Source organism: Bacillus sp. OV166, assembly GCF_900177675.1.
GTDB lineage: Bacteria > Bacillota > Bacilli > Bacillales > Cytobacillaceae > Neobacillus.
Map to the genome: position 1 here is coordinate 313,774 of NZ_FXWM01000001.1, position 21,118 is coordinate 334,891.

Below are 21,118 nucleotides of genomic sequence, written 5' to 3' on the forward strand. Positions count from 1 at the left end.
AGTAGCAAAAATCAGGAAGTGGCGGATTTGAGAGCGGATCAACTGCAAAGCAAAGATTTCTGGATCGTTATTGCTCTTATGGTTATAGTACCAATCGCGGGTGAATTGAACTTTCATCCATTCGATAATGTATTTCGTGTAAGTTTCGGAACTCCTATTTTCTTCTTTTCTTTATTGTTCTTTCGTAAAATTTCACCTGTTGTCATGGGGCTGTTAGTAGGAACGTCAGTTTCGGGGTTCCGTGTTTTATTGGATTGGATGGTGTCGGCAGACTTTAGCCTGGCAGTATCTCTTACCGAACGGTATCCGACGTTCTTCTACTATTTTACATATGCCTTCCTGTTTTATTTGATGAGGGTGAATCGTTTTCAACATCCTTTGCTGATTGGATGTTTCGGTATTACAATTGAAATCACATCCAGTCTTATTGAGTTAATGCTTTTTCATCTTTTTGTATTGGGAACGGCTGTGACGATAGGGGCATTGAATAAAATCATTATTATCGCGGTGTTTCGAAGCTTTTTTGTTTTGGCCTTCATCAATATGATGAAGCTGTACGAACTACGACTGAAAGAATCGCAAACCCGGAGGGAGAATGAGAATATGCTCATGCACCTTTCCAATTTGTATGTAGAGTCTGTTTATTTGAAAAAGACGCTGCAAAATGCAGAAACCATCACAAAAGAATCCTACAATTTATATCGAAACATGATTGATTTTAAAAAAGACCAAGGACTTCCAATTGAAAATTGGGGAAAAAAAGCTTTACGGATAGCCGGAGAGGTGCATGAAATAAAAAAGGATAACCAAAGAATCTTTGCGGGCCTTTCAAAGCTCATTTCAAGCGAAAGTCTGCCGGAATATATGAATGTACATGAATTAGCGTACATAATAGTTCGAATCAATCAGAAATATGCAGCGCTGTTAGGGAAGAAAATTGAATTTGTTTCGCAGATTAGGGGAGAGCATCCGAAATATCACATTTACCTTATGCTGTCTTTTATCAACAATTTAGTCGCGAACGCAGTAGAAGCGATTGAAAATACAGGCACAATCACCGTTTCAATAGATAAAGAGGATAATTGGATCGAGTGTAAAGTGATTGACGACGGTCCAGGCGTTGCTTCAAAATATAATCATCTCATTTTTAAACCGGGGTTTACCTCTAAATATGGAGAAGATGGAACACCGTCCACGGGAATCGGGCTATCTTATATAAAAGAAATGTCAGAGGAATTGGGAGGCGAGGTAACACTCCAAACGAGTGGGAAAGGATGCATTTTCATTATCCGGCTGCCGATCCTCTGTCTTGCCGAGAAAGGGTGAGTTTATGTTTTTTTATATTACGGATGATGATGAAGTCTTTCGATCTATGCTGTCACAAATTATAGAGGATGAAGAATTGGGTGACGTTGTAGGGGAAGTGGAAGATGGTTCTTTCCTAGATGCACATACGCTGGCAAAGAAGCATGTCGATATTTTATTCATTGATTTACTGATGCCGATCCGGGACGGAATTGAAACCATTCGTCACATTGCGCCGTCATTTAAAGGGAAAATCATTATGATTTCCCAAGTGGAATCAAAAGAACTGATCGGAGAAGCTTATTCACTTGGAATCGAATATTACATCACAAAGCCGCTGAACAGAAATGAAGTATTATCGGTTATACAGAAGGTCATGGAACGCATTCGTTTGGAGCGATCTATACAAGACATTCAAAAATCACTCAGCAATGTATTTGATTGGAATTCCGCCAAGGAACAAAAGTCTTCCTCCGGGGAAAAGAAAATTACAGACTGGGGGCAAGTTCTTTTATCCGAACTCGGCATAGCCGGTGAAAATGGAAGCAAGGACTTGCTAGAAATCATCGATTATTTATACCATTATGAGACAAGACTAGCATCTGAGACGGGATTTCCTATTTTAAAGGATATCTTCACCCATATCAGCTTGAAAAAATTAGGAACGGTTGCTTCGCAAGATGAGGTTGACAGGGAGAGAAAAGCGTCAGAACAGCGTGTTCGCCGAGCAATTTACCAATCATTGAACCATTTGGCATCTCTTGGCCTCGCTGATTTTGCGAATCAGAAATTTGAGAATTACGCGTCGATGTTTTTTGATTTTACAACAGTGCGTCAACGAATGACGGAATTGAAACAAGCATCTTTAACTTCATCAACGCATACGCGGATTAATGCCAAGAAGTTTATTCAGGTTTTGTATTTTGAAGCAAAACAGCTGGTAGATGAGGAATATTAGAATGTGAATAGGAGCCTGGGATAGAAAGAGTGATTCCAAGTATTTTCTCTAGGTGTATCGATAAGTATCAAAATAAATATATCTCATGAAGAGCTAATAGCTCTCCCACACGTGTGAAAGTATGTATCGCTTGGCGATATAACTTGGGAATTCATCTAAAAACCTATTATTTAATAGAAAAGGAGGTCCGATATGTGTCGTGATATACAACCGAATGAAAGGGCATTCTCTTCCAAGGAAGCGGCAGAAGAAGTGGGGATTGCAACACCCACTGTTCGATAGCATGGCCAAATCTTAGAGCGGAATGGATATGAGTTTTTCAAAGATGGCGATCGGCGTATCTTTGTTCAATCGGACATCGAAACGCTTATAGCGTTACGCGATACGGACAAGCCCTTAGATGATACGGCTAAAGACCTTGTGTATCAACAAAAGGAAAGAATAGAAGGATCCAATGAAACTGAGATTACGATATCCGATACATATGAAAATTTACCCCATGACCCCAATCAATTAAAAGAGGTCTTAAAGTTTCTCGTCAATGAACTCGCGGCCACACGTGAAATGAATGTCCAACTTACAAACGATATGACACAACTTAAAACAGCTGTTTAAAGACTCCAGCAAGTTCATCATGTAATAAGTTCTAGTATTGGAAATTCGGCGCAAAAAACTAATGCTAAAATTGATAAATTAACTGAACAACAAAATATCAATTACGAAACATTGCTGCAACTAGAAAAACAAAAAAGCCAATTCTTACAAAAAGAAATACAAAATATGTGGGAAGAACAGAAAAATGAATGGCTTTCACAAAATGATTTTAATAAACGGTTAGAAGAAGCGATACAAAACCCTAAAGAAAAATGGGGAGGACTCCTCTCCTTATTCCGAAAATAAGGTGCCTTTTTAAGGCTTTTTTTTGCTCTTTTTTTGTTTCGTATCGCTGGGCGATATAACGCAAATATATATACCCAGAACCATAGAAAGGGAAAAGAGGTCGTTATGCTACATGATATACAGGAGAATAGAAGAGCATCCTCTCCTCCAAGGAAGGATCAAATTTGCATAAATCACCATTTAAACCCAGGCACCGAATCAAAAGTAGAAATTCCTTTGTTTCGACTATTCGAATTCAATATTTTTCAAACTTCAACAAATTCCCGGGAAATATCTACATATTCTGAATAGATTTCGACAAAATTAAGCTCACAACCAATTGGTTGTGTTTTTTATTTGTTTAAAAATGAAACGGATGTAAGCTCAGCTCAAATCCGTTTTAGTCTACTAATTGATTTCTTACTGCATACAAGGCGGCTTGTGTCCGGTCAGCCAATTCGAGTTTCGACAAAAGGTTTGATACATGGGTTTTTACTGTTTTTTCGGTGATGAATAACGAGGCGGCAATTTCTTTATTGCTTTTTCCGTTGGCTATTTCTTTTAAAACATCCAACTCTCTTTTCGTTAATTCCGCTAGTAAATTCTTTTCTTGCTTGTTTTTATTGGACAAATTGGCTAGTAAATGAGAGGTAGCCTTTGGGTGGAGCTGGTTTTCCCCGCCAATTATTTTTTTAATGGATGTGACTAGTTCATCGGGCTGGATATCTTTTAACTGGAACCCTGAAGCACCGGCTTTGAGCGCTGGAATGACATGATCCTGGTCGGAAAAGCTCGTTAACATCATGATTTTAATGTCTGGCTGTTCTTGTTTAATAATCTTTGTGGCTTGGATTCCGTCCATTTCCGGCATCACCAGATCCATTAAAATAATATCTGGTTTCAGTAATTTTGCCTGTTCAACCGCTTCCTTGCCGTTGGCGGCTTCCCCGATAATTTCAAGGTCTTTTTGGGTCCGAAGAAAAAAGACTAGACCTCTTCTGACGACGTGATGGTCATCGGCGATTAGTACGCGGATACTCACTGAGTTCTCCTCCTTAATACGGAATATGAATTTCTATTTCTGTCCCGCTTCCTGGTTTACTTTTTAAATGAAATTGGCCATTTAATGCTTCTGTCCGTGTTTTCATACTTTTTAATCCCAATGAGGGGATTTCTAGATTTTCTCCGGAGTGGAAGCCGCAGCCACGATCCTTGATGGACATGACAACCTCATCTTTGGCAGTATGAAAGGTGAGGCTGGTTTCTGTGGTCTGGGAGTGCTTTTTACAATTGGCCAGAGCCTCTTGGCCGATGCGCCACAATGCTTCCTCGACCGTTACTGGAATGCTAGCAGCTCCTGTGATGTTTGCTTCAATGGACAGTCCAAGCATTTCCGCATAACTTTTAAGGGCACTTACTACTCCATTCTCCAATCCTAGCGGTCGGAGCTGCCAGATTAATGCTCTCATTTCGCCAAGTGCTTCCTGCGCTAAATCCTGTATATAGCCAAACGTTTGTTTCACTTCATCTTGCTCTGTCATTTCCACTCCGGCCCTCGCTGTAAGGCTTAAGGAAAATAACAGCTGATTAACAGAATCATGAAGATCTCTTGCAAGCCGATTCCGCTCAGCGACCAGCGCAGTCTCCTGTTCCCTCTGGGTAAGTTTGATCCGTTTCAGCGCTGTGCCGATTTGATAGGCAACGGCTTCGAGTAAGGCGAGCTCATTTTTTTGAAAATGTGTTTTGTAGGGGGAACCTACATTTAAGATCCCGAATCGTTCATTTCCAGCTCCGAGCGGGACGGTAGCGTGATGGGTGAGACCGCATGTTTCCCCTGCATTTTCGTCGATCGCATCTTCAATCCGTTTACATTCCATAATATTGGTTGCTTTCGTTAATTTTTTATTGTTATATTTATTGACGCACCAGCATCCACCCTGACACATCCTCTGCTTATCGTTATTCGCCAAAGCAGGCGGCAGGGCTTCGTCGGCTGCAAGATGATGCGTTCCATGTTCATCCATTAAAAATATCCATCCTGTTTGAAGTCCCGTCACTTGAAGAAGCCTTTTCAACACTCCGGACAATACGTCATTTGTATCTGTTCCTTCATTTAATAGTTCAGCGATTTCCTTTAAAATGCCGATATCTTTATTCTCTTCCGACATACATTCTCCTCCAGCGTCCTGCATTTACTGTTATTATAGCTTATTGGTGGATGGTTTCTCTTCATTTGATGTCAAAAAGCTGCACTTCTGACGGCTTATTTTTGAGTATCATAACATAGGTTTAATCTGCAAAAACTCAATGACCTCTTTATTGGGTCCTTCATAAAAAATTGTTTCCCAGCCGTTTTCAAGCTTGTATGGCCCTTCTATTCTTCGGTTGGAATCAAACCGTTTCATCAATTCATAGTGGTCATCTACCTCAAAGCATAAATGTGTATTATTTTCCGCGGATTGACTAGAAATTAGCTCAAGCCTGAACTCCTTGGCAGCCAGGAACACAATATCTTCCTCCATGAAAGAGAAGTGGCTTTCTTCCTGAAGTCGAAAGTGCTTTTTGTAAAAAGCTACGGACTCCTCGAGACGATCTACTACTAGGCCATAATGGTGGAACCGCATATAAGTACCTCCCCGCTTATAAAATAAGATTCATATCCCCAAACTCATGCCATAAATAGCCGGCTTTAATTGCATAATCATATGCCTGTAGTAAATGGTGCTCTGATACAAAGGCGGACAACATATCGAGGTGACTTGCTTGTGGCTCATGAAGCCCCGTAATGATTCCGTCGGTTATTTGTAAAGGATAGTGTGGATCGATATAGAGATTTGTCACTCCTGAAAGGACCCCGTTTTTAGCGGCCGTCTCGAGCGCCCGAACTACTGTTGTACCAACGGCAATGACTCTTTTGCCAGATGCTTTCGTTTGGAGGATCCGTTCCATAATTCGTTTAGAGATTTGATACTCCTCTTCATTCTCTTCGGGTGACTGATGCCACCTATCATCAAGTAAATAGCTTAACCCGGTATGCAATTGGATAAAATCAACATGGATGCCTTTGTGCTTCATTTTAAAGATGAGCTCCCAGCTAAAGGCTCTGCCTGCCGAGGGCATCTCGACGGAACCGGGATGGGAGGCAAAAACGGTTTGATAGTAATCCAAGTCCCATGGCTGTTCAATATATTCATATCGGATCGGTTCACCCAGGTCATAGATGCTATTAAATAACTCTGTGCCTTTTTTCGTAAATTTTATGGTCTTAAGTGGCGAATTCTCTTTCTCGCCGATTACGATTGCTGACAATTCCAGGGAAAAGTCTAGTCGATCACCTGTTTTAACAGGGTTAGCTACAATTAGCGCATCCCACAATTCTTCGCAACGGCGCCTTGCCAACCTGACTTCCACTTTGGGTGCGATTGTTACGTTGTTTCTTGACCATTTACCATGTAATACCGCGGGTATGGTTCGGCTATTATTGGCTATGACCAGATCCCCAGGCTGAAGGTAATCTGCCAAGTGGAAGAACTGGTCATGCCGGACTTCTCCCGTTGACCGGTCCAGTACCATCATCCGGACATGATCCCGCCTTAAGCCGCGTTTTTCAGGAGGATGGGAAGCATTTAATTCATCTGGCAGATAAAAATCCAACGCTTTCGTCGCCATCACAATTCCTCCTCTGATTGGGCCTCAAACCGCTGGCCATTAATTCCTGCAGACTTATCGGATGCTAGATATAAAAAGATGTCGACCACATCCTCCGGTTTAGCCAATGGGTAATCGCAATTGGGAACAGCTAACTGGTGCATTTCTGTGTCCATTTCGCCGGGATCAACCATGTTTACCCGTACATTTGTTTCACTTAATTCATCAGCCCAGGTTTGGGTAAGACCCTCAACTGCAAATTTTGAAATCCCGTATGCACCCCAGCCCGCATAACCGGTATGGCCAGCTTCAGATGTAACATTAATAATCGATCCTACATTCCGCTCAAGCATCCCTGGAATCACTCTTCTGGTAACCAGAAATGGCGAAACTGCATTCACCCTTAGCACCTCAGCAAAATCTTCTTCCGGATAATCGAGCAGCATGGGCATTGGACTAGGCCCTAGGATAGATGCATTATTAATCAGGACATCAATATGGCCATAGGCTTCCTCTGTCATCGCAACGAGCCTTTCCACATCCCGTGATTTGGAAATATCAGCGGTAACCGCCAGTACCTCAGCACCTAAATTTTCAGCTTCCTCTTTCACTGTTAGCAGGACTTTTGCTGACCTGGAGCAAATCGCAAGTTTAGCTCCTTCCTTAGCAAAAGATAGTGTTAACGCTCTACCCAATCCTTTTGAGGCTCCAGTGATCATTACTACTTTATTTTTCATATTTGTCTCTCCCCTTTGTTCCTTGATGTTTTAATCATACAGGGTTCTGGAAAATCATCCTTCGGAAAAAAGCTTGAAGTTTATCTACAACTTTAGGATGAGAAAAGACGAATTTACTTGTTCGAGGAGTTATCGAAACAACCAGGAAAAGTGGTATTAACCTCTTTTAAAGAGGGGGAGGTTCCATTTACCGGAGAAAGGGAAAAAAGGGGTTCCATCGGTAAATGAAAAAGGTCTCCATTTACCGAGGAAAGGGGAAAAGCGCCTCGCCGGTAAATGAAAGAGGGTTCCATCCTTAATAAAAAACAAGGCCACTCCACGACAAATGGAAGGGCGTATAGTTGGACAAAAATGAAGTAGGAGATGGCTTTAATCAATTATTATTCAAAATATCTATGCTGCCTTTCTCCAACTGACTTATAGTTTTGCATTAGAATTCTTCGTATCGTTTTTCTAGACCCAACCACCCTACACCAGTCATGAACCAGATTCGTTGTAATTTTTAAATCAGGGAAAAGCAGCACTAACTCTTCCGCGCACCGTAAGACAACTGAATCGACCAACTCCTCGTGCCCGCATTTATCACACACCAAAATGATCTTTTATCCTCAACTGAAAATATTAACGAGTGACAATCTGCGCAAAGAGGCCCCTTTTGCAATTGACCATAGCTATAAGGCGGAAAACGAGTATACGGAGAGTCGGTTTGATACAGTGAGATTAATTGGTCAGTAAGCATTTTGTGGCGGTTCGTTAGTTTTGATGGGATTCCGTTTAATTTTTTCATCAGGCTATTAAGCTGAGTGGGATGTATAATGGGTTCGTTTAATGGGGCTTGATATAAGGTGAAATTTTTGTTGACAAAGGCCACGTCACCTTCAATAGGTAAATAAAAGCCGAGATTTTTAAGTAAAGGGCGGAGGAGTGATTTACTGCGATTTAATTGGTGTAATGGATTTCTTATTTCATCCTTAGATAATTTAGGATAGAAATTTCCTAATTCATACCTATAATCTCCCTCATAGTTTTTTACTTCGTACGGGTAGACGGTATGCTGAGAAATGATTAATGTATCAATTTGAATAAATGATTTATTCTGCTCGAGGCACAAATCATTTATTATATAAAGTTCATTTTCCAATTTCATTGTTAACCGGTCAAATTTCAACTCTCCCTGGTAGCCCTTTTCTAGGTACACTAAATGTTTCTTATCTTTTGGCGATAAATCCATACGTGCGTTTAAAGATAACAGTGTTCTATACTCTTTTGACATCGTACGGGGCTTTACGATCATATTCTCTTCCTCTCCCAACTTTTAAAGAAACTCACCTTAATTTTACAAAAAGTAACATAAATATTGTTTGAATACTTTGTTAACAATTATGTTTTTATCAGCAAAATCCATCGGATAAAAATTGGCAACTTATAACGGTCAGAACTTTGCATTTCTTCTGAACCCCAGATAAAGAATAGTTCTAAGAGGTGAAAAGTAGTGACAGTAATTACGACCTTTAAAGAAAAAAAACGGGAAAAACAAATAAAATATGAGCGTTCCGTCCTTCGGGAGTTATCGATCAATACATTAAAAGAACGAGTCCAACAATACTTTGGCTCTACAAAAATTGCCTCCAGCCTAATAATGAATACAGGCATAGAAGAAGCATGCTATGACATTGCCCTTGAAGCCTTTTTATTGGGGGCAAAATTCAGCAAGTTTGGTTATTATGGAGAAGACTTAGATGAGGTTCGCAAACGCTGCTATCGAGAAGAAAAACATTTAATTGATACCCTATATAATTTTTTCCTTTATTGGGGAAGCGGTGAAGAGGGCACCATGAGTGAATCACTTTATTACCTGTGTGAGCAATATATCCGTATCTGGTGGAGAGAAGGCTATGAAAAGGGGCAAAGGCGCCACAAGCTCCGTCTCCACTAATGTCCATCATTTCTTCCTGTTCTAAATCCCCCCTTTGTCCCATATAGTTTAGTGAATCGGGACGAGCGGGAAGGAATGATCTGGGTGTCAAAACGAAGATTAAAAATCATAAGTTTTATTGTGGGGCTATTTGTCTTATTTTTCGTTTTACAATACGATTTTGCTGAAGATGACTCGTTAAATGCGTGGAATCTTCCATTGTCGGGAAAAATCATCTTACTTGACCCGGGCCATGGCGGTCCAGATGGCGGTGCTGGAACGGGTCAAACATTGGAAAAAGACATTGCCTTAAAGATTACAAAGAAGGTCAAGGATTACCTGCAAATGCAAGGTGCCCTTGTGATTATGACGAGAGAAACAGATACAGACTTAGCCGCTTCGGATACAAGGGGTTATAGTAGGAGAAAAGTTGAAGATTTAAAAAATAGACTAAAAATGATCAATAACGGTGATAACGATTTTTTTGTCAGCATTCATTTAAATGCGATTCCTTCTGCCAGGTGGAGCGGAGCACAGACCTTTTATGCTCCACATTTTAAGGAAAATGCTAAGGCAGCAAAATTTGTTCAGGAAGAACTTCGGAAAAACTTAGAGAACACCACTCGTAGAGCCAAACCAATCAATAATGTGTATATATTAAAGAATGCAAAGAAGCCGGGTATTTTAGTTGAGGTGGGCTTTTTGTCCAATCCAGCAGAAAAGGAAAATTTAAAGAAGGATTCTTACCAGGAAAAAATTGCGATATCCATCTATCAAGGAATTACTCGTTATTACACGAATGAAAAAGAATTAGTTGAACCAGATTATTGAAGGCGGGAAAACCCCTTCTATTTTTTTGCGAAAAGTTGGATTCAACCTATAAAGTACGTGTGATTCAATTAACTGTTTCCGGGTGTGGTTATGATATACTAAGAGATGGAAACGAATTCAAAATGTGAGGTGCTTTTTTATGTTAACAGAAGAAAGAGTCCATGAGGTTCTAGGCAGCCTCAAAGAACCATTTTTACATAAAACATTAGCTGAATTAAATGCTATTGTTGAAATAAAAGTAAAAGAAGAAAAAAATCATGTCAGTGTAAAGGTAGCCATCGCAAAGACAGGTACAGCTGAACAGCTCCAACTGCAAACACAAATTGTCAATTTGTTAAAAGAAGCAGGAGCGGCATCGGTTGGAATCCGTTTTAGTGAACTTCCTGAAGAAGTGTTAGCAGCAAACCGTCATGCACAACCAGAAAGTAATGATACCAACCTGCTTCATTCAAATAATACCACCTTCATTGCGATCGCAAGTGGAAAAGGCGGAGTTGGTAAATCAACGGTTTCGGTTAACCTCGCCGTTGCACTAGCACGTCTAGGCAAAAAGGTTGGACTAATTGACGCGGATATCTATGGATTTAGTGTTCCAGATATGATGGGAATAACAGAAAGACCGGTTGTTAGAGGAGAAAAAATAATTCCTGTTGAACGGTTTGGAGTACAAGTCATTTCAATGGGCTTCTTTGTTGAGGATAATTCACCTATTATCTGGCGCGGGCCGATGTTAGGGAAAATGTTAAACAGCTTCTTTAATGAAGTAGAATGGGGCGACATTGAGTATTTACTTTTAGATTTACCACCTGGAACTGGGGATGTCGCATTAGACGTTCATACGATGCTTCCGGCATGTAAAGAAGTTATTGTAACAACACCGCATCCAACGGCCGCTTTTGTCGCAGCGCGTGCTGGGGCAATGGCTCTGAAAACTGACCATGAAGTTCTTGGTGTCATTGAAAACATGGCTTATTTTGAAAGCAAGCTGACCGGGGAAAAAGAATATGTATTCGGCCAAGGCGGCGGCGATAAATTAGCGGAAGAATTAAATACAGAAGTTCTTGGCCGTCTGCCGCTAAATCAGCCTGATTGGAACGAGGAAGACTTTGCCCCATCGGTCTATCAAGTAGACCATCAGATTGGAAAAGTTTATCTAGAAATAGCTGAAAAAGTAACTGGCTTGTTAAAAAAGTAAATTAATGAAAATAGAAGCCTCTTCCGATGTGGAGAGGCTTCTATTTTTTGATAGGAATGTATCAAGGTCTAGCTTCAGCTACCTTGGTCGCTTTTGCTGCCGCCCGATTGATCGCTGCTGCTCTTTCCTCCGGATGATTTGCTATTTGCTTCTTCAGCTGCCTTTAAGAGTAATTCTTGTATTTTTGCCTTAAATAAAGGACTATCGACCGTTTCCGTAATTACTTTCTGGAGATGCTCGCGGTATTCTTTGCTTTTTAGAGCATCTGCCAATTCCTTTTGTATTTCAGGCTCTTTAAAAACTTCAATCATCATTCCTCTATATTCAGGGTCATTCATTAATTCCTTTAGTAACGTTTTATTTTCAGATTTCAAATTTTTAGAAATGCTTTGTGCAAATTTAGGATCACTAAATGTTTCTTTCCAGTATTGTTTGGCTTTATCTGAGGTTAGTGTTTGCTGGATGGTGTCAGAGACAACTTTTTGATCCATCACAAGCTTTTCCTTCATACTATCACTTGACATCACATCTTGGATTGCTTTCTTACCATCATCGGTTTTGAGAATATCAACGACCATTTTCTTCGTTTCTTCGTAATCAATTTGTCCTCCGCTGCTGGCGTCATTGGAAGAACAACTTGTCAGGAACACCATGATGGGCAGGAGGAGCAACATGCTTTTTGCTTTCATTATTTAGCCCCTTTCACATAAAAATCCTTAAGTTTAGCATGTAGTAACTGCTGAAAGATTATTCGTAAGGAATCATAAAATATGGATTTTTCAAATTCGGCTTGGTACAATCATAATGTTATTTATTTTTCTTAGTATGGAGGTTTGTAGTGTGACGAGCCGTAATTGGGTAAAACTATTTTTAAACACATTATTAGTTGGCGGACTCACAACGGCTATTGTGGGCTTTATTGTTCGCTGGAATGAGTTTCAGCCCTATTTTACTGAATTTAAACTCTTTGATATTTTATCAACATTAATTTGGTTAATTGTCATGGGCTTTCTGTTTAGTGTCATCAGCCAAATGGGCTTTTTTGCATATTTAACGGTTCACCGTTTTGGTTTAGGAATCTTTAAATCTGTCTCACTTTGGAATGCTGTTCAAATTGTCCTGATTCTATTTGGTTTATTTGATTTAGTTTATTTACGATACGAAAATTTTGCTGGATCAAAGGATGTGCTCCTGCCTTATTTTGTTCCAGCTATCATTCTTTTAGTCGTTGGTCTAATCGTTGCGTGGTACAAAACGAAACAGACAAATCAAGAGGCGTTTATACCTGCCATGTTCTTTATGATCGTGGTTACATTAGTTGAGTGGGTTCCAGTTCTGCGTGTCAATGAAAAGAGCTGGCTTTACCTGATGATGTTGGCGTTGCTTGCGTGTAATGCCTATCAATTATTAATTCTTCATAAATTAAACCTACAATCTGAGCAGGAAAGACAAAAAAGAGCGAGTCAATCGCCTGGTAAATCAAAAAATAATAACCAAGCAAATATGAAAAAGACAAAAAAACCGTCCATTTAATATATTGGACGGTTTTTTAGCGTATAACTATTTGATTTCTCTGGAACTTGCCTCTCCATTTGCGATTAATTCTGATACTGAAATAAGTTTTAACCCTTTTTGCTGAATATTCTTCAAAATCAGCGGCAGTGCTTTTGCTGTTTGCTTTGCCGAGTCCGAAGCATGGAGCAGAATAATATCACCTTTTTCAGCCTTATTAACATTTTTAACAATGGTTGGTACGCCAGGATTATTCCAATCCTTTGAATCCACACTCCAATGGACAACCGTATATCCATATCTGTTGGCTATTTTCAAGGTTCTCTCATCAAAATGGCCAGTTGGAGCACGGAGTAATTTAATATTCTTTACATTTAACTTCCTGAAGGCCACTTGTGCTTTTGAGATATCTTGGCCGATTTTTACATCTTCCAAATCCCGATAGTCTTTGTATTCGTAACCAAGAATGCCGATTTCATAACCATCCTTTACAATCCGACTGACAAGATCTGGATGTCTTTCAGCCCATGAACCTGCTAAGAAAAAAGTGGCTGCCTTCACGCCCTCCTTATTTAGCGTATCTAAAATCGGCTCTGCCTTTTCGTCACCCCAGCCGATATTGAAAGTAAGAGCAAGATCCTTTTCCCCTCTATAAACGGCTTTCGGTCCATCTTTTGTTGAAAAGACAGGAATTTGTGCAAGATTCTCTATGTAGAGAAACCAAGCAGTAAAAAATGCAGCAATTAATATGAGTGAAATATTCTTCAAAGTCTTCCCGTTAAATACAAAAAAGAATTTCATCGTCCCCACCTCGTCCAATACTGTCCTTGTCTCAACCTATGACCGTAATTTTAAAAATATGATTAGAAAAATTTAATCATAAAATTTCAATAATTGGAAAAGACTACTATAACTAGATATTTCGCTGGAGGTTATTCAATGTTTGGACTTCTAATAAACGATAAAGAAGTAAAAGAAATGGAATACCTTATTAAAAGAGAAATGGATGAAATATTATTTGATTTAAGAGATGATCGAATTGATCATATTGTTAAACGTGCAATGGAAGAACGATATAAAGTTTTATTTACATTATTTAGACGGGTTGCTTCTCCCCATGATTGTTTAAAGTATATGAGGAGGGGAAAGAAGGATAGGAAAAAGGGGTAAGAAAAAACTTCATATTTTTTGTGCAAAGTTCGTTGACAATTATATAGTATCTTGGTATATTAATAAACGTCGCTGCTGACGTAAAAAACACTTAAAAAAAGTTGTTGACATTACGTTTTGTGGGTGATATATTAATAAAGTCGCTTTTGAGCGAATGAATAAATTGTTCTTTGAAAACTAAACAAACAAAATCGTGCAAACAAACAAAAATTTTTAGTTTCAACTAAGAAACTAAGCCAACGTAACAAAATGAGCTAATCAACTTTCTTGGAGAGTTTGATCCTGGCTCAGGACGAACGCTGGCGGCGTGCCTAATACATGCAAGTCGAGCGAATCAATAGGAGCTTGCTCCTGTTGGTTAGCGGCGGACGGGTGAGTAACACGTGGGCAACCTGCCTGTAAGACTGGGATAACACCGGGAAACCGGTGCTAATACCGGATAATCCTTTTCCTCTCATGAGGAAAAGCTGAAAGTCGGTTTCGGCTGACACTTACAGATGGGCCCGCGGCGCATTAGCTAGTTGGTGAGGTAACGGCTCACCAAGGCGACGATGCGTAGCCGACCTGAGAGGGTGATCGGCCACACTGGGACTGAGACACGGCCCAGACTCCTACGGGAGGCAGCAGTAGGGAATCTTCCACAATGGACGAAAGTCTGATGGAGCAACGCCGCGTGAGCGATGAAGGCCTTCGGGTCGTAAAGCTCTGTTGTTAGGGAAGAACAAGTACCGGAGTAACTGCCGGTACCTTGACGGTACCTAACCAGAAAGCCACGGCTAACTACGTGCCAGCAGCCGCGGTAATACGTAGGTGGCAAGCGTTGTCCGGAATTATTGGGCGTAAAGCGCGCGCAGGCGGTCCTTTAAGTCTGATGTGAAAGCCCACGGCTCAACCGTGGAGGGTCATTGGAAACTGGGGGACTTGAGTGCAGAAGAGGAAAGCGGAATTCCACGTGTAGCGGTGAAATGCGTAGAGATGTGGAGGAACACCAGTGGCGAAGGCGGCTTTCTGGTCTGTAACTGACGCTGAGGCGCGAAAGCGTGGGGAGCAAACAGGATTAGATACCCTGGTAGTCCACGCCGTAAACGATGAGTGCTAAGTGTTAGGGGGTTTCCGCCCCTTAGTGCTGCAGCTAACGCATTAAGCACTCCGCCTGGGGAGTACGGCCGCAAGGCTGAAACTCAAAGGAATTGACGGGGGCCCGCACAAGCGGTGGAGCATGTGGTTTAATTCGAAGCAACGCGAAGAACCTTACCAGGTCTTGACATCCTCTGACACTCCTAGAGATAGGACGTTCCCCTTCGGGGGACAGAGTGACAGGTGGTGCATGGTTGTCGTCAGCTCGTGTCGTGAGATGTTGGGTTAAGTCCCGCAACGAGCGCAACCCTTGATCTTAGTTGCCAGCATTCAGTTGGGCACTCTAAGGTGACTGCCGGTGACAAACCGGAGGAAGGTGGGGATGACGTCAAATCATCATGCCCCTTATGACCTGGGCTACACACGTGCTACAATGGATGGTACAAAGGGCTGCAAGACCGCGAGGTTTAGCCAATCCCATAAAACCATTCTCAGTTCGGATTGCAGGCTGCAACTCGCCTGCATGAAGCCGGAATCGCTAGTAATCGCGGATCAGCATGCCGCGGTGAATACGTTCCCGGGCCTTGTACACACCGCCCGTCACACCACGAGAGTTTGTAACACCCGAAGTCGGTGGGGTAACCGCAAGGAGCCAGCCGCCTAAGGTGGGACAGATGATTGGGGTGAAGTCGTAACAAGGTAGCCGTATCGGAAGGTGCGGCTGGATCACCTCCTTTCTAAGGATAAAGCTGGACCTGTGAGCCAGACAAAACAGTTTGTGACACGACCTTTGTTTGTTTAGTTTTGAGAGTACAATTCTCTCAAAGCTTTTTTTAATCGTTCTTTGAAAACTAGATAATCGTAATGAAGAAGTCAATGTAAGAACCGAGTCAATAGGAAAAATGAAGTTCAATTTTTCCCTGCCATTTTAGTTTTCTCTCTTATGTAAGTAAGAGAATAACCTTTTAGGTTAAGTTAGAAAGGGCGCACGGTGAATGCCTTGGCACTAGGAGCCGATGAAGGACGGGACTAACACCGATATGCTTCGGGGAGCTGTAAGTAAGCTGTGATCCGGAGATTTCCGAATGGGGGAACCCACTGTTCGTAATGGAACAGTATCTTTACCTGAATACATAGGGTATGGAAGGCATACCCGGGGAACTGAAACATCTAAGTACCCGGAGGAAGAGAAAGCAAACGCGATTCCCTGAGTAGCGGCGAGCGAAACGGGACATAGCCCAAACCAAGAGGCTTGCCTCTTGGGGTTGTAGGACACTCAACATGGAGTTACAAAGGAACGGGGTAGATGAAGCGACCTGGAAAGGTCCGTCATAGAAGGTAAAAACCCTGTAGTCGAAACTTCGTTCCCTCCTGAGTGGATCCTGAGTACGGCCGGACACGAGAAATCCGGTCGGAAGCAGGGAGGACCATCTCCCAAGGCTAAATACTCCCTAGTGACCGATAGTGAACCAGTACCGTGAGGGAAAGGTGAAAAGCACCCCGGAAGGGGAGTGAAATAGTTCCTGAAACCGTGTGCCTACAAGTAGTTAGAGCCCGTTAATGGGTGATAGCGTGCCTTTTGTAGAATGAACCGGCGAGTTACGATCCCATGCAAGGTTAAGTTGAAGAGACGGAGCCGCAGCGAAAGCGAGTCTGAATAGGGCGTATGAGTATGTGGTCGTAGACCCGAAACCAGGTGATCTACCCATGTCCAGGGTGAAGTCCAGGTAACACTGGATGGAGGCCCGAACCCACGCACGTTGAAAAGTGCGGGGATGAGGTGTGGGTAGCGGAGAAATTCCAATCGAACTTGGAGATAGCTGGTTCTCTCCGAAATAGCTTTAGGGCTAGCCTCACGTAGTAAGAGTCTTGGAGGTAGAGCACTGTTTGGACTAGGGGCCCTCATCGGGTTACCGAATTCAGACAAACTCCGAATGCCAAAGACTTATCCGTGGGAGTCAGACTGCGAGTGATAAGATCCGTAGTCAAAAGGGAAACAGCCCAGACCACCAGCTAAGGTCCCAAAGTATACGTTAAGTGGAAAAGGATGTGGAGTTGTTTAGACAACCAGGATGTTGGCTTAGAAGCAGCCACCATTTAAAGAGTGCGTAATAGCTCACTGGTCGAATGACTCTGCGCCGAAAATGTACCGGGGCTAAACGTATCACCGAAGCTGTGGATTGACATCGTAGATGTCAGTGGTAGGAGAGCGTTCTAAGGGCGTTGAAGCTAGACCGTAAGGACTGGTGGAGCGCTTAGAAGTGAGAATGCCGGTATGAGTAGCGAAAGATGAGTGAGAATCTCATCCACCGAATGCCTAAGGTTTCCTGAGGAAGGCTCGTCCGCTCAGGGTTAGTCGGGACCTAAGCCGAGGCCGAAAGGCGTAGGCGATGGACAACAGGTTGATATTCCTGTACCACCTCTTTATCGTTTGAGCAATGGGGGGACGCAGGAGGATAGGGTAAGCGCGCTGTTGGATATGCGCGTCTAAGCAGTTAGGCTGAGAAGTAGGCAAATCCGCTTCTCGCGAAGGCTGAGCTGTGATAGCGAGGGAAATTTAGTACCGAAGTTCCTGATTCCACACTGCCAAGAAAAGCCTCTAGCGAGATAAAAGGTGCCCGTACCGCAAACCGACACAGGTAGGCGAGGAGAGAATCCTAAGGTGAGCGAGAGAACTCTCGTTAAGGAACTCGGCAAAATGACCCCGTAACTTCGGGAGAAGGGGTGCTTTTTGAGGTGAATAGCCTCGAAGAGCCGCAGTGAATAGGCCCAGGCGACTGTTTAGCAAAAACACAGGTCTCTGCGAAGCCGCAAGGCGAAGTATAGGGGCTGACGCCTGCCCGGTGCTGGAAGGTTAAGAGGAGGGGTTAGCTCACGCGAAGCTCTGAATCGAAGCCCCAGTAAACGGCGGCCGTAACTATAACGGTCCTAAGGTAGCGAAATTCCTTGTCGGGTAAGTTCCGACCCGCACGAAAGGCGTAACGATCTGGGCACTGTCTCAACGAGAGACTCGGTGAAATTATAGTACCTGTGAAGATGCAGGTTACCCGCGACAGGACGGAAAGACCCCGTGGAGCTTTACTGTAGCCTGATATTGAATTTTGGTACAGCTTGTACAGGATAGGTAGGAGCCTGAGAAGCCGGAGCGCTAGCTTCGGTGGAGGCGTCGGTGGGATACTACCCTGGCTGTATTGAAATTCTAACCCGCACCCCTGATCGGGGTGGGAGACAGTGTCAGGTGGGCAGTTTGACTGGGGCGGTCGCCTCCTAAAGAGTAACGGAGGCGCCCAAAGGTTCCCTCAGAATGGTTGGAAATCATTCGCAGAGTGTAAAGGCACAAGGGAGCTTGACTGCAAGACCTACAAGTCGAGCAGGGACGAAAGTCGGGCTTAGTGATCCGGTGGTTCCGCATGGAAGGGCCATCGCTCAACGGATAAAAGCTACCCCGGGGATAACAGGCTTATCTCCCCCAAGAGTCCACATCGACGGGGAGGTTTGGCACCTCGATGTCGGCTCATCGCATCCTGGGGCTGTAGTCGGTCCCAAGGGTTGGGCTGTTCGCCCATTAAAGCGGTACGCGAGCTGGGTTCAGAACGTCGTGAGACAGTTCGGTCCCTATCCGTCGTGGGCGCAGGAAATTTGAGAGGAGCTGTCCTTAGTACGAGAGGACCGGGATGGACGCACCGCTGGTGTACCAGTTGTTCTGCCAAGGGCATCGCTGGGTAGCTATGTGCGGACGGGATAAGTGCTGAAAGCATCTAAGCATGAAGCCCCCCTCAAGATGAGATTTCCCATAGCGCAAGCTAGTAAGAACCCTGAAAGATGATCAGGTTGATAGGTCAGAGGTGGAAGCGTGGTAACATGTGGAGCTGACTGATACTAATCGTTCGAGGACTTAACCAATTTTTAAGGCATACTCGTTTTTACAAACTTCTTCTGTATTATCTAGTTTTGAGGGAATGAAAAAAAAAAATTTTCCTCTTGAAAAATTTCAAAAAGATATTATAATAAATAATGTCTTGAAAATAGTCTGGCAGCAATGGCGAGAAGGTCACACCCGTTCCCATACCGAACACGGAAGTTAAGCTTCTCAGCGCCGATGGTAGTTGGGACACGCGTCCCTGTGAGAGTAGGACGCTGCCAGGCTGAAATATTATTGTTCCGCAGTAGCTCAGTGGTAGAGCTATCGGCTGTTAACCGATCGGTCGTAGGTTCGAGTCCTACCTGCGGAGCCATTTTTATGTAAACTTATATTTAGCTATGCTTCCATAGCTCAGTAGGTAGAGCACTTCCATGGTAAGGAAGAGGTCAGCGGTTCGAGCCCGCTTGGAAGCTTTCCTATTTTTATAATAGTATGGCCCCTTGGTCAAGCGGTTAAGACACCTCCCTTTCACGGAGGTAACACGGGTTCGAGTCCCGTAGGGGTCACCAAAGTTTTTTACTCAATAACGTAAAAAAACTTTCATTGCTGTGGAGGATTAGCTCAGCTGGGAGAGCATCTGCCTTACAAGCAGAGGGTCGGCGGTTCGAGCCCGTCATCCTCCACCATAATATAATTATGTTAACTACATGCCGGGGTAGCTCAATTGGTAGAGCACGAACGAATAAGCTCCTTGAATAAACTTCAGCATACTGACCGAGCTGCTGCTTGCATAAGCTTTCTGAGGTCAGGATGACGGCAACGAAGTCAGCGTGTTCAAACTTAATATTTTTCCAAACTACATGCCGGGGTAGCTCAATTGGTAGAGCAACTGACTTGTAATCAGTAGGTTGGGGGTTCAAGTCCTCTCGCCGGCACTGCTTTTTTAAAGTTAAATATGGAGGGGTAGCGAAGTGGCTAAACGCGGCGGACTGTAAATCCGCTCCCTCCGGGTTCGGCGGTTCGAATCCGTCCCCCTCCACCATTTATATTTTTAAAAAAGTTGGACATACTAAATAATATTACATCTCTATTGGGCTATAGCCAAGCGGTAAGGCATCGCACTTTGACTGCGACATGCGTTGGTTCAAATCCAGCTAGCCCAGCCAGAGAGCCATTAGCTCAGTTGGTAGAGCATCTGACTTTTAATCAGAGGGTCGAAGGTTCGAGTCCTTCATGGCTCATATAGTAACAGTCAGGAACTTTGGAGAAATTTCCAAGGTTCTTTTTTTATGAAAAGGCTCTGTTAAATTTAAATGTTGATTTTTTATATAATAAATTAGGGGAACCTTCATTTGTCAAGGTTCCCCATTTTTTTTTTAGCTAATGCCCCCGTTTGTCCAACAAGGGGAAAGAACGACTGCCCATAAAAAAGACAGCCGTCCAGTCTGAAATATCAGTGTGTTTAGTTAAGCGAAAGTGTTTCTATATATATGTCAGCATATCGTCTGTTTATTTGATTTTCTCCGCCAACTCTAAAATAATTCCCTCTGGACCACGAACGTAGCATAACTTATAACTTTCTTCATATTGCTGTATTTCACTAAAGATTTCCGTGCCCTTCTTTTTCAATTTTGCAACAATAGCTTCAATATCTTCAACAGCAAAGCAAATATGTCGGATACCCAGCGTATTTGCAAAAGGTTGCTGAATATCTTTTTCATCTGACGGCGTATAAAATTTGACTAGCTCTATCCATGCCTGACCATCTGGCATCCCCAATCCTACACATGCCGTTTTAACATCATTAAGCCCAACTATTCGGTCCAACTGTTCTCCATCCAATTCCCATTCCGCTTGCACTTCAAGTCCTAAATCAAGAAAAAACGCTTTAGCCTCTGAAAGATCATTTACGTTTATACTCACATGATCTATTCTATTGATCTTCATATCTCATACCTCCTTGAGATTAATTGCTCATCGCAGAATTATTCAACAACTTATTGCAAATTCCTGTCACGATTGTTAAATA

The 21,118-nt window shown here is 42.7% G+C and carries 17 protein-coding genes, 8 tRNA genes and 3 rRNA genes; 19 read left to right on the forward strand and 9 right to left on the reverse strand.

Annotated features, from left to right (window positions below):
- Nucleotides 1-18: 18 nt before the first annotated feature.
- The 3 genes from CCK98_RS01610 to CCK98_RS36005 all read left to right on the forward strand — a co-directional run bounded on the left by CCK98_RS01610 (nt 19) and on the right by CCK98_RS36005 (nt 2,878).
- Nucleotides 19-1,326 carry a sensor histidine kinase gene (locus CCK98_RS01610; protein ID WP_088090247.1) on the forward strand — a complete coding sequence of 436 codons (1,308 nt, stop codon included), beginning with the start codon at nt 19-21 and terminating at the stop codon, nt 1,324-1,326.
- 4 nt (nt 1,327-1,330) lie between these two features.
- Entirely contained in the window at nt 1,331-2,263 is a 933-nt protein-coding gene (locus tag CCK98_RS01615; RefSeq protein ID WP_088085014.1) for a response regulator, read from the forward strand.
- Nucleotides 2,264-2,683: 420 nt separating this feature from the next.
- Nucleotides 2,684-2,878 (forward strand): hypothetical protein, encoded by a 195-nt coding sequence (locus tag CCK98_RS36005; protein WP_256942222.1) that lies wholly within the window; start codon nt 2,684-2,686, stop codon nt 2,876-2,878.
- A 664-nt stretch (nt 2,879-3,542) separates the two neighbouring features.
- On the opposite strand, the gene CCK98_RS01625 is transcribed toward CCK98_RS36005, so the two are convergent.
- From CCK98_RS01625 to CCK98_RS01650, 6 genes are all read right to left on the reverse strand, one after another.
- Complete coding sequence (locus tag CCK98_RS01625) at nt 3,543-4,184, reverse strand: response regulator transcription factor (protein WP_088085015.1); 642 nt, start codon at nt 4,182-4,184, stop codon at nt 3,543-3,545.
- A 13-nt stretch (nt 4,185-4,197) separates the two neighbouring features.
- Entirely contained in the window at nt 4,198-5,310 is a 1,113-nt protein-coding gene (locus tag CCK98_RS01630; RefSeq protein ID WP_088085016.1) for a GAF domain-containing sensor histidine kinase, read from the reverse strand.
- A gap of 108 nt (nt 5,311-5,418) precedes the next feature.
- Complete coding sequence (locus CCK98_RS01635) at nt 5,419-5,766, reverse strand: VOC family protein (protein WP_088085017.1); 348 nt, start codon at nt 5,764-5,766, stop codon at nt 5,419-5,421.
- Nucleotides 5,767-5,782: 16 nt separating this feature from the next.
- Nucleotides 5,783-6,811 (reverse strand): S-adenosylmethionine:tRNA ribosyltransferase-isomerase, encoded by a 1,029-nt coding sequence (locus CCK98_RS01640; protein ID WP_088085018.1) that lies wholly within the window; start codon nt 6,809-6,811, stop codon nt 5,783-5,785.
- Nucleotides 6,811-7,527 (reverse strand): SDR family NAD(P)-dependent oxidoreductase, encoded by a 717-nt coding sequence (locus CCK98_RS01645; RefSeq protein WP_088085019.1) that lies wholly within the window; start codon nt 7,525-7,527, stop codon nt 6,811-6,813. The genes CCK98_RS01640 and CCK98_RS01645 overlap by 1 nt, the downstream gene beginning before the upstream one ends.
- 523 nt (nt 7,528-8,050) lie before the next feature.
- A complete protein-coding gene (locus CCK98_RS01650) occupies nt 8,051-8,821 on the reverse strand; it encodes a nuclease-related domain-containing protein (RefSeq protein WP_256942223.1) in 771 nt (256 codons plus the stop codon).
- A 198-nt stretch (nt 8,822-9,019) separates the two neighbouring features.
- Between CCK98_RS01650 and CCK98_RS01655 the strand changes: the two genes are divergently transcribed.
- The 3 genes from CCK98_RS01655 to CCK98_RS01665 all read left to right on the forward strand — a co-directional run bounded on the left by CCK98_RS01655 (nt 9,020) and on the right by CCK98_RS01665 (nt 11,468).
- Nucleotides 9,020-9,463: a YbaK family protein gene (locus CCK98_RS01655; protein WP_088085020.1), complete on the forward strand. Its 444-nt coding sequence runs from the start codon at nt 9,020-9,022 to the stop codon at nt 9,461-9,463.
- Between the two features lie 84 nt (nt 9,464-9,547).
- Nucleotides 9,548-10,273 carry an N-acetylmuramoyl-L-alanine amidase CwlD gene (gene cwlD / locus CCK98_RS01660; RefSeq protein ID WP_306298912.1) on the forward strand — a complete coding sequence of 242 codons (726 nt, stop codon included), beginning with the start codon at nt 9,548-9,550 and terminating at the stop codon, nt 10,271-10,273.
- A gap of 139 nt (nt 10,274-10,412) precedes the next feature.
- Nucleotides 10,413-11,468 carry an Mrp/NBP35 family ATP-binding protein gene (locus tag CCK98_RS01665; protein WP_088085022.1) on the forward strand — a complete coding sequence of 352 codons (1,056 nt, stop codon included), beginning with the start codon at nt 10,413-10,415 and terminating at the stop codon, nt 11,466-11,468.
- A gap of 74 nt (nt 11,469-11,542) precedes the next feature.
- Here CCK98_RS01665 and gerD read toward each other — a convergent pair whose 3' ends face one another.
- Nucleotides 11,543-12,157 carry a spore germination lipoprotein GerD gene (gene gerD / locus CCK98_RS01670; RefSeq protein WP_179195685.1) on the reverse strand — a complete coding sequence of 205 codons (615 nt, stop codon included), beginning with the start codon at nt 12,155-12,157 and terminating at the stop codon, nt 11,543-11,545.
- Between the two features lie 151 nt (nt 12,158-12,308).
- Between gerD and CCK98_RS01675 the strand changes: the two genes are divergently transcribed.
- The gene (locus CCK98_RS01675; RefSeq protein WP_088085023.1) at nt 12,309-13,001 is read left to right on the forward strand and encodes a KinB-signaling pathway activation protein; all 693 of its coding nucleotides are present in this window, start codon (nt 12,309-12,311) and stop codon (nt 12,999-13,001) included.
- Nucleotides 13,002-13,028: 27 nt separating this feature from the next.
- Here the strand turns inward: CCK98_RS01675 and pdaB are convergent, their stop codons facing one another.
- On the reverse strand, nt 13,029-13,781 hold the full coding sequence (gene pdaB, locus CCK98_RS01680; protein ID WP_088085024.1) for a polysaccharide deacetylase family sporulation protein PdaB: 753 nt from the start codon (nt 13,779-13,781) through the stop codon (nt 13,029-13,031).
- A gap of 138 nt (nt 13,782-13,919) precedes the next feature.
- On the opposite strand from pdaB, the gene CCK98_RS01685 reads away from it, so the two are divergent.
- From CCK98_RS01685 to CCK98_RS01740, 12 genes are all read left to right on the forward strand, one after another.
- Nucleotides 13,920-14,150, forward strand: a complete 231-nt coding sequence (locus CCK98_RS01685) for a hypothetical protein (protein ID WP_026565703.1) — start codon at nt 13,920-13,922, stop codon at nt 14,148-14,150.
- Nucleotides 14,151-14,414: 264 nt separating this feature from the next.
- Nucleotides 14,415-15,964, forward strand: a 16S ribosomal RNA gene (locus CCK98_RS01690).
- Between the two features lie 231 nt (nt 15,965-16,195).
- Nucleotides 16,196-19,130 (forward strand): 23S ribosomal RNA (locus CCK98_RS01695).
- Between the two features lie 126 nt (nt 19,131-19,256).
- Nucleotides 19,257-19,373, forward strand: a 5S ribosomal RNA gene (rrf, locus tag CCK98_RS01700).
- The 16S, 23S and 5S rRNA genes sit together here with 8 tRNA genes alongside, the layout of an rRNA operon.
- Before the next feature lie 14 nt (nt 19,374-19,387).
- Nucleotides 19,388-19,462: transfer RNA gene (locus tag CCK98_RS01705), tRNA-Asn, on the forward strand.
- 27 nt (nt 19,463-19,489) lie between these two features.
- Nucleotides 19,490-19,562: transfer RNA gene (locus CCK98_RS01710), tRNA-Thr, on the forward strand.
- Between the two features lie 21 nt (nt 19,563-19,583).
- Nucleotides 19,584-19,658 (forward strand) — tRNA-Glu (locus CCK98_RS01715).
- Nucleotides 19,659-19,699: 41 nt separating this feature from the next.
- Nucleotides 19,700-19,775 (forward strand) — tRNA-Val (locus CCK98_RS01720).
- 176 nt (nt 19,776-19,951) lie between these two features.
- Nucleotides 19,952-20,024: transfer RNA gene (locus CCK98_RS01725), tRNA-Thr, on the forward strand.
- A 22-nt stretch (nt 20,025-20,046) separates the two neighbouring features.
- Nucleotides 20,047-20,131, forward strand: a tRNA-Tyr gene (locus tag CCK98_RS01730).
- A 49-nt stretch (nt 20,132-20,180) separates the two neighbouring features.
- Nucleotides 20,181-20,255 (forward strand) — tRNA-Gln (locus CCK98_RS01735).
- 2 nt (nt 20,256-20,257) lie between these two features.
- Nucleotides 20,258-20,330, forward strand: a tRNA-Lys gene (locus tag CCK98_RS01740).
- 268 nt (nt 20,331-20,598) lie between these two features.
- Here CCK98_RS01740 and CCK98_RS01745 read toward each other — a convergent pair.
- A complete protein-coding gene (locus CCK98_RS01745; RefSeq protein WP_088085025.1) occupies nt 20,599-21,036 on the reverse strand; it encodes a VOC family protein in 438 nt (145 codons plus the stop codon).
- Nucleotides 21,037-21,118 lie beyond the last annotated feature (82 nt).

What these genes read in the sequence shown, in the direction of transcription:
- CCK98_RS01615 (WP_088085014.1), top strand. Translation starts at nt 1,331, where the DNA reads ATGTTTTTTTATATTACGGATGATGATGAAGTCTTTCGATCTATGCTG.
- CCK98_RS01630 (WP_088085016.1), bottom strand. Translation starts at nt 5,310, where the DNA reads ATGTCGGAAGAGAATAAAGATATCGGCATTTTAAAGGAAATCGCTGAA.
- CCK98_RS01635 (WP_088085017.1), bottom strand. Translation starts at nt 5,766, where the DNA reads ATGCGGTTCCACCATTATGGCCTAGTAGTAGATCGTCTCGAGGAGTCC.
- CCK98_RS01640 (WP_088085018.1), bottom strand. Translation starts at nt 6,811, where the DNA reads ATGGCGACGAAAGCGTTGGATTTTTATCTGCCAGATGAATTAAATGCT.
- CCK98_RS01645 (WP_088085019.1), bottom strand. Translation starts at nt 7,527, where the DNA reads ATGAAAAATAAAGTAGTAATGATCACTGGAGCCTCAAAAGGATTGGGT.
- CCK98_RS01650 (WP_256942223.1), bottom strand. Translation starts at nt 8,821, where the DNA reads ATGATCGTAAAGCCCCGTACGATGTCAAAAGAGTATAGAACACTGTTA.
- CCK98_RS01665 (WP_088085022.1), top strand. Translation starts at nt 10,413, where the DNA reads ATGTTAACAGAAGAAAGAGTCCATGAGGTTCTAGGCAGCCTCAAAGAA.
- gerD (WP_179195685.1), bottom strand. Translation starts at nt 12,157, where the DNA reads ATGAAAGCAAAAAGCATGTTGCTCCTCCTGCCCATCATGGTGTTCCTG.
- pdaB (WP_088085024.1), bottom strand. Translation starts at nt 13,781, where the DNA reads ATGAAATTCTTTTTTGTATTTAACGGGAAGACTTTGAAGAATATTTCA.
- CCK98_RS01685 (WP_026565703.1), top strand. Translation starts at nt 13,920, where the DNA reads ATGTTTGGACTTCTAATAAACGATAAAGAAGTAAAAGAAATGGAATAC.
- CCK98_RS01745 (WP_088085025.1), bottom strand. Translation starts at nt 21,036, where the DNA reads ATGAAGATCAATAGAATAGATCATGTGAGTATAAACGTAAATGATCTT.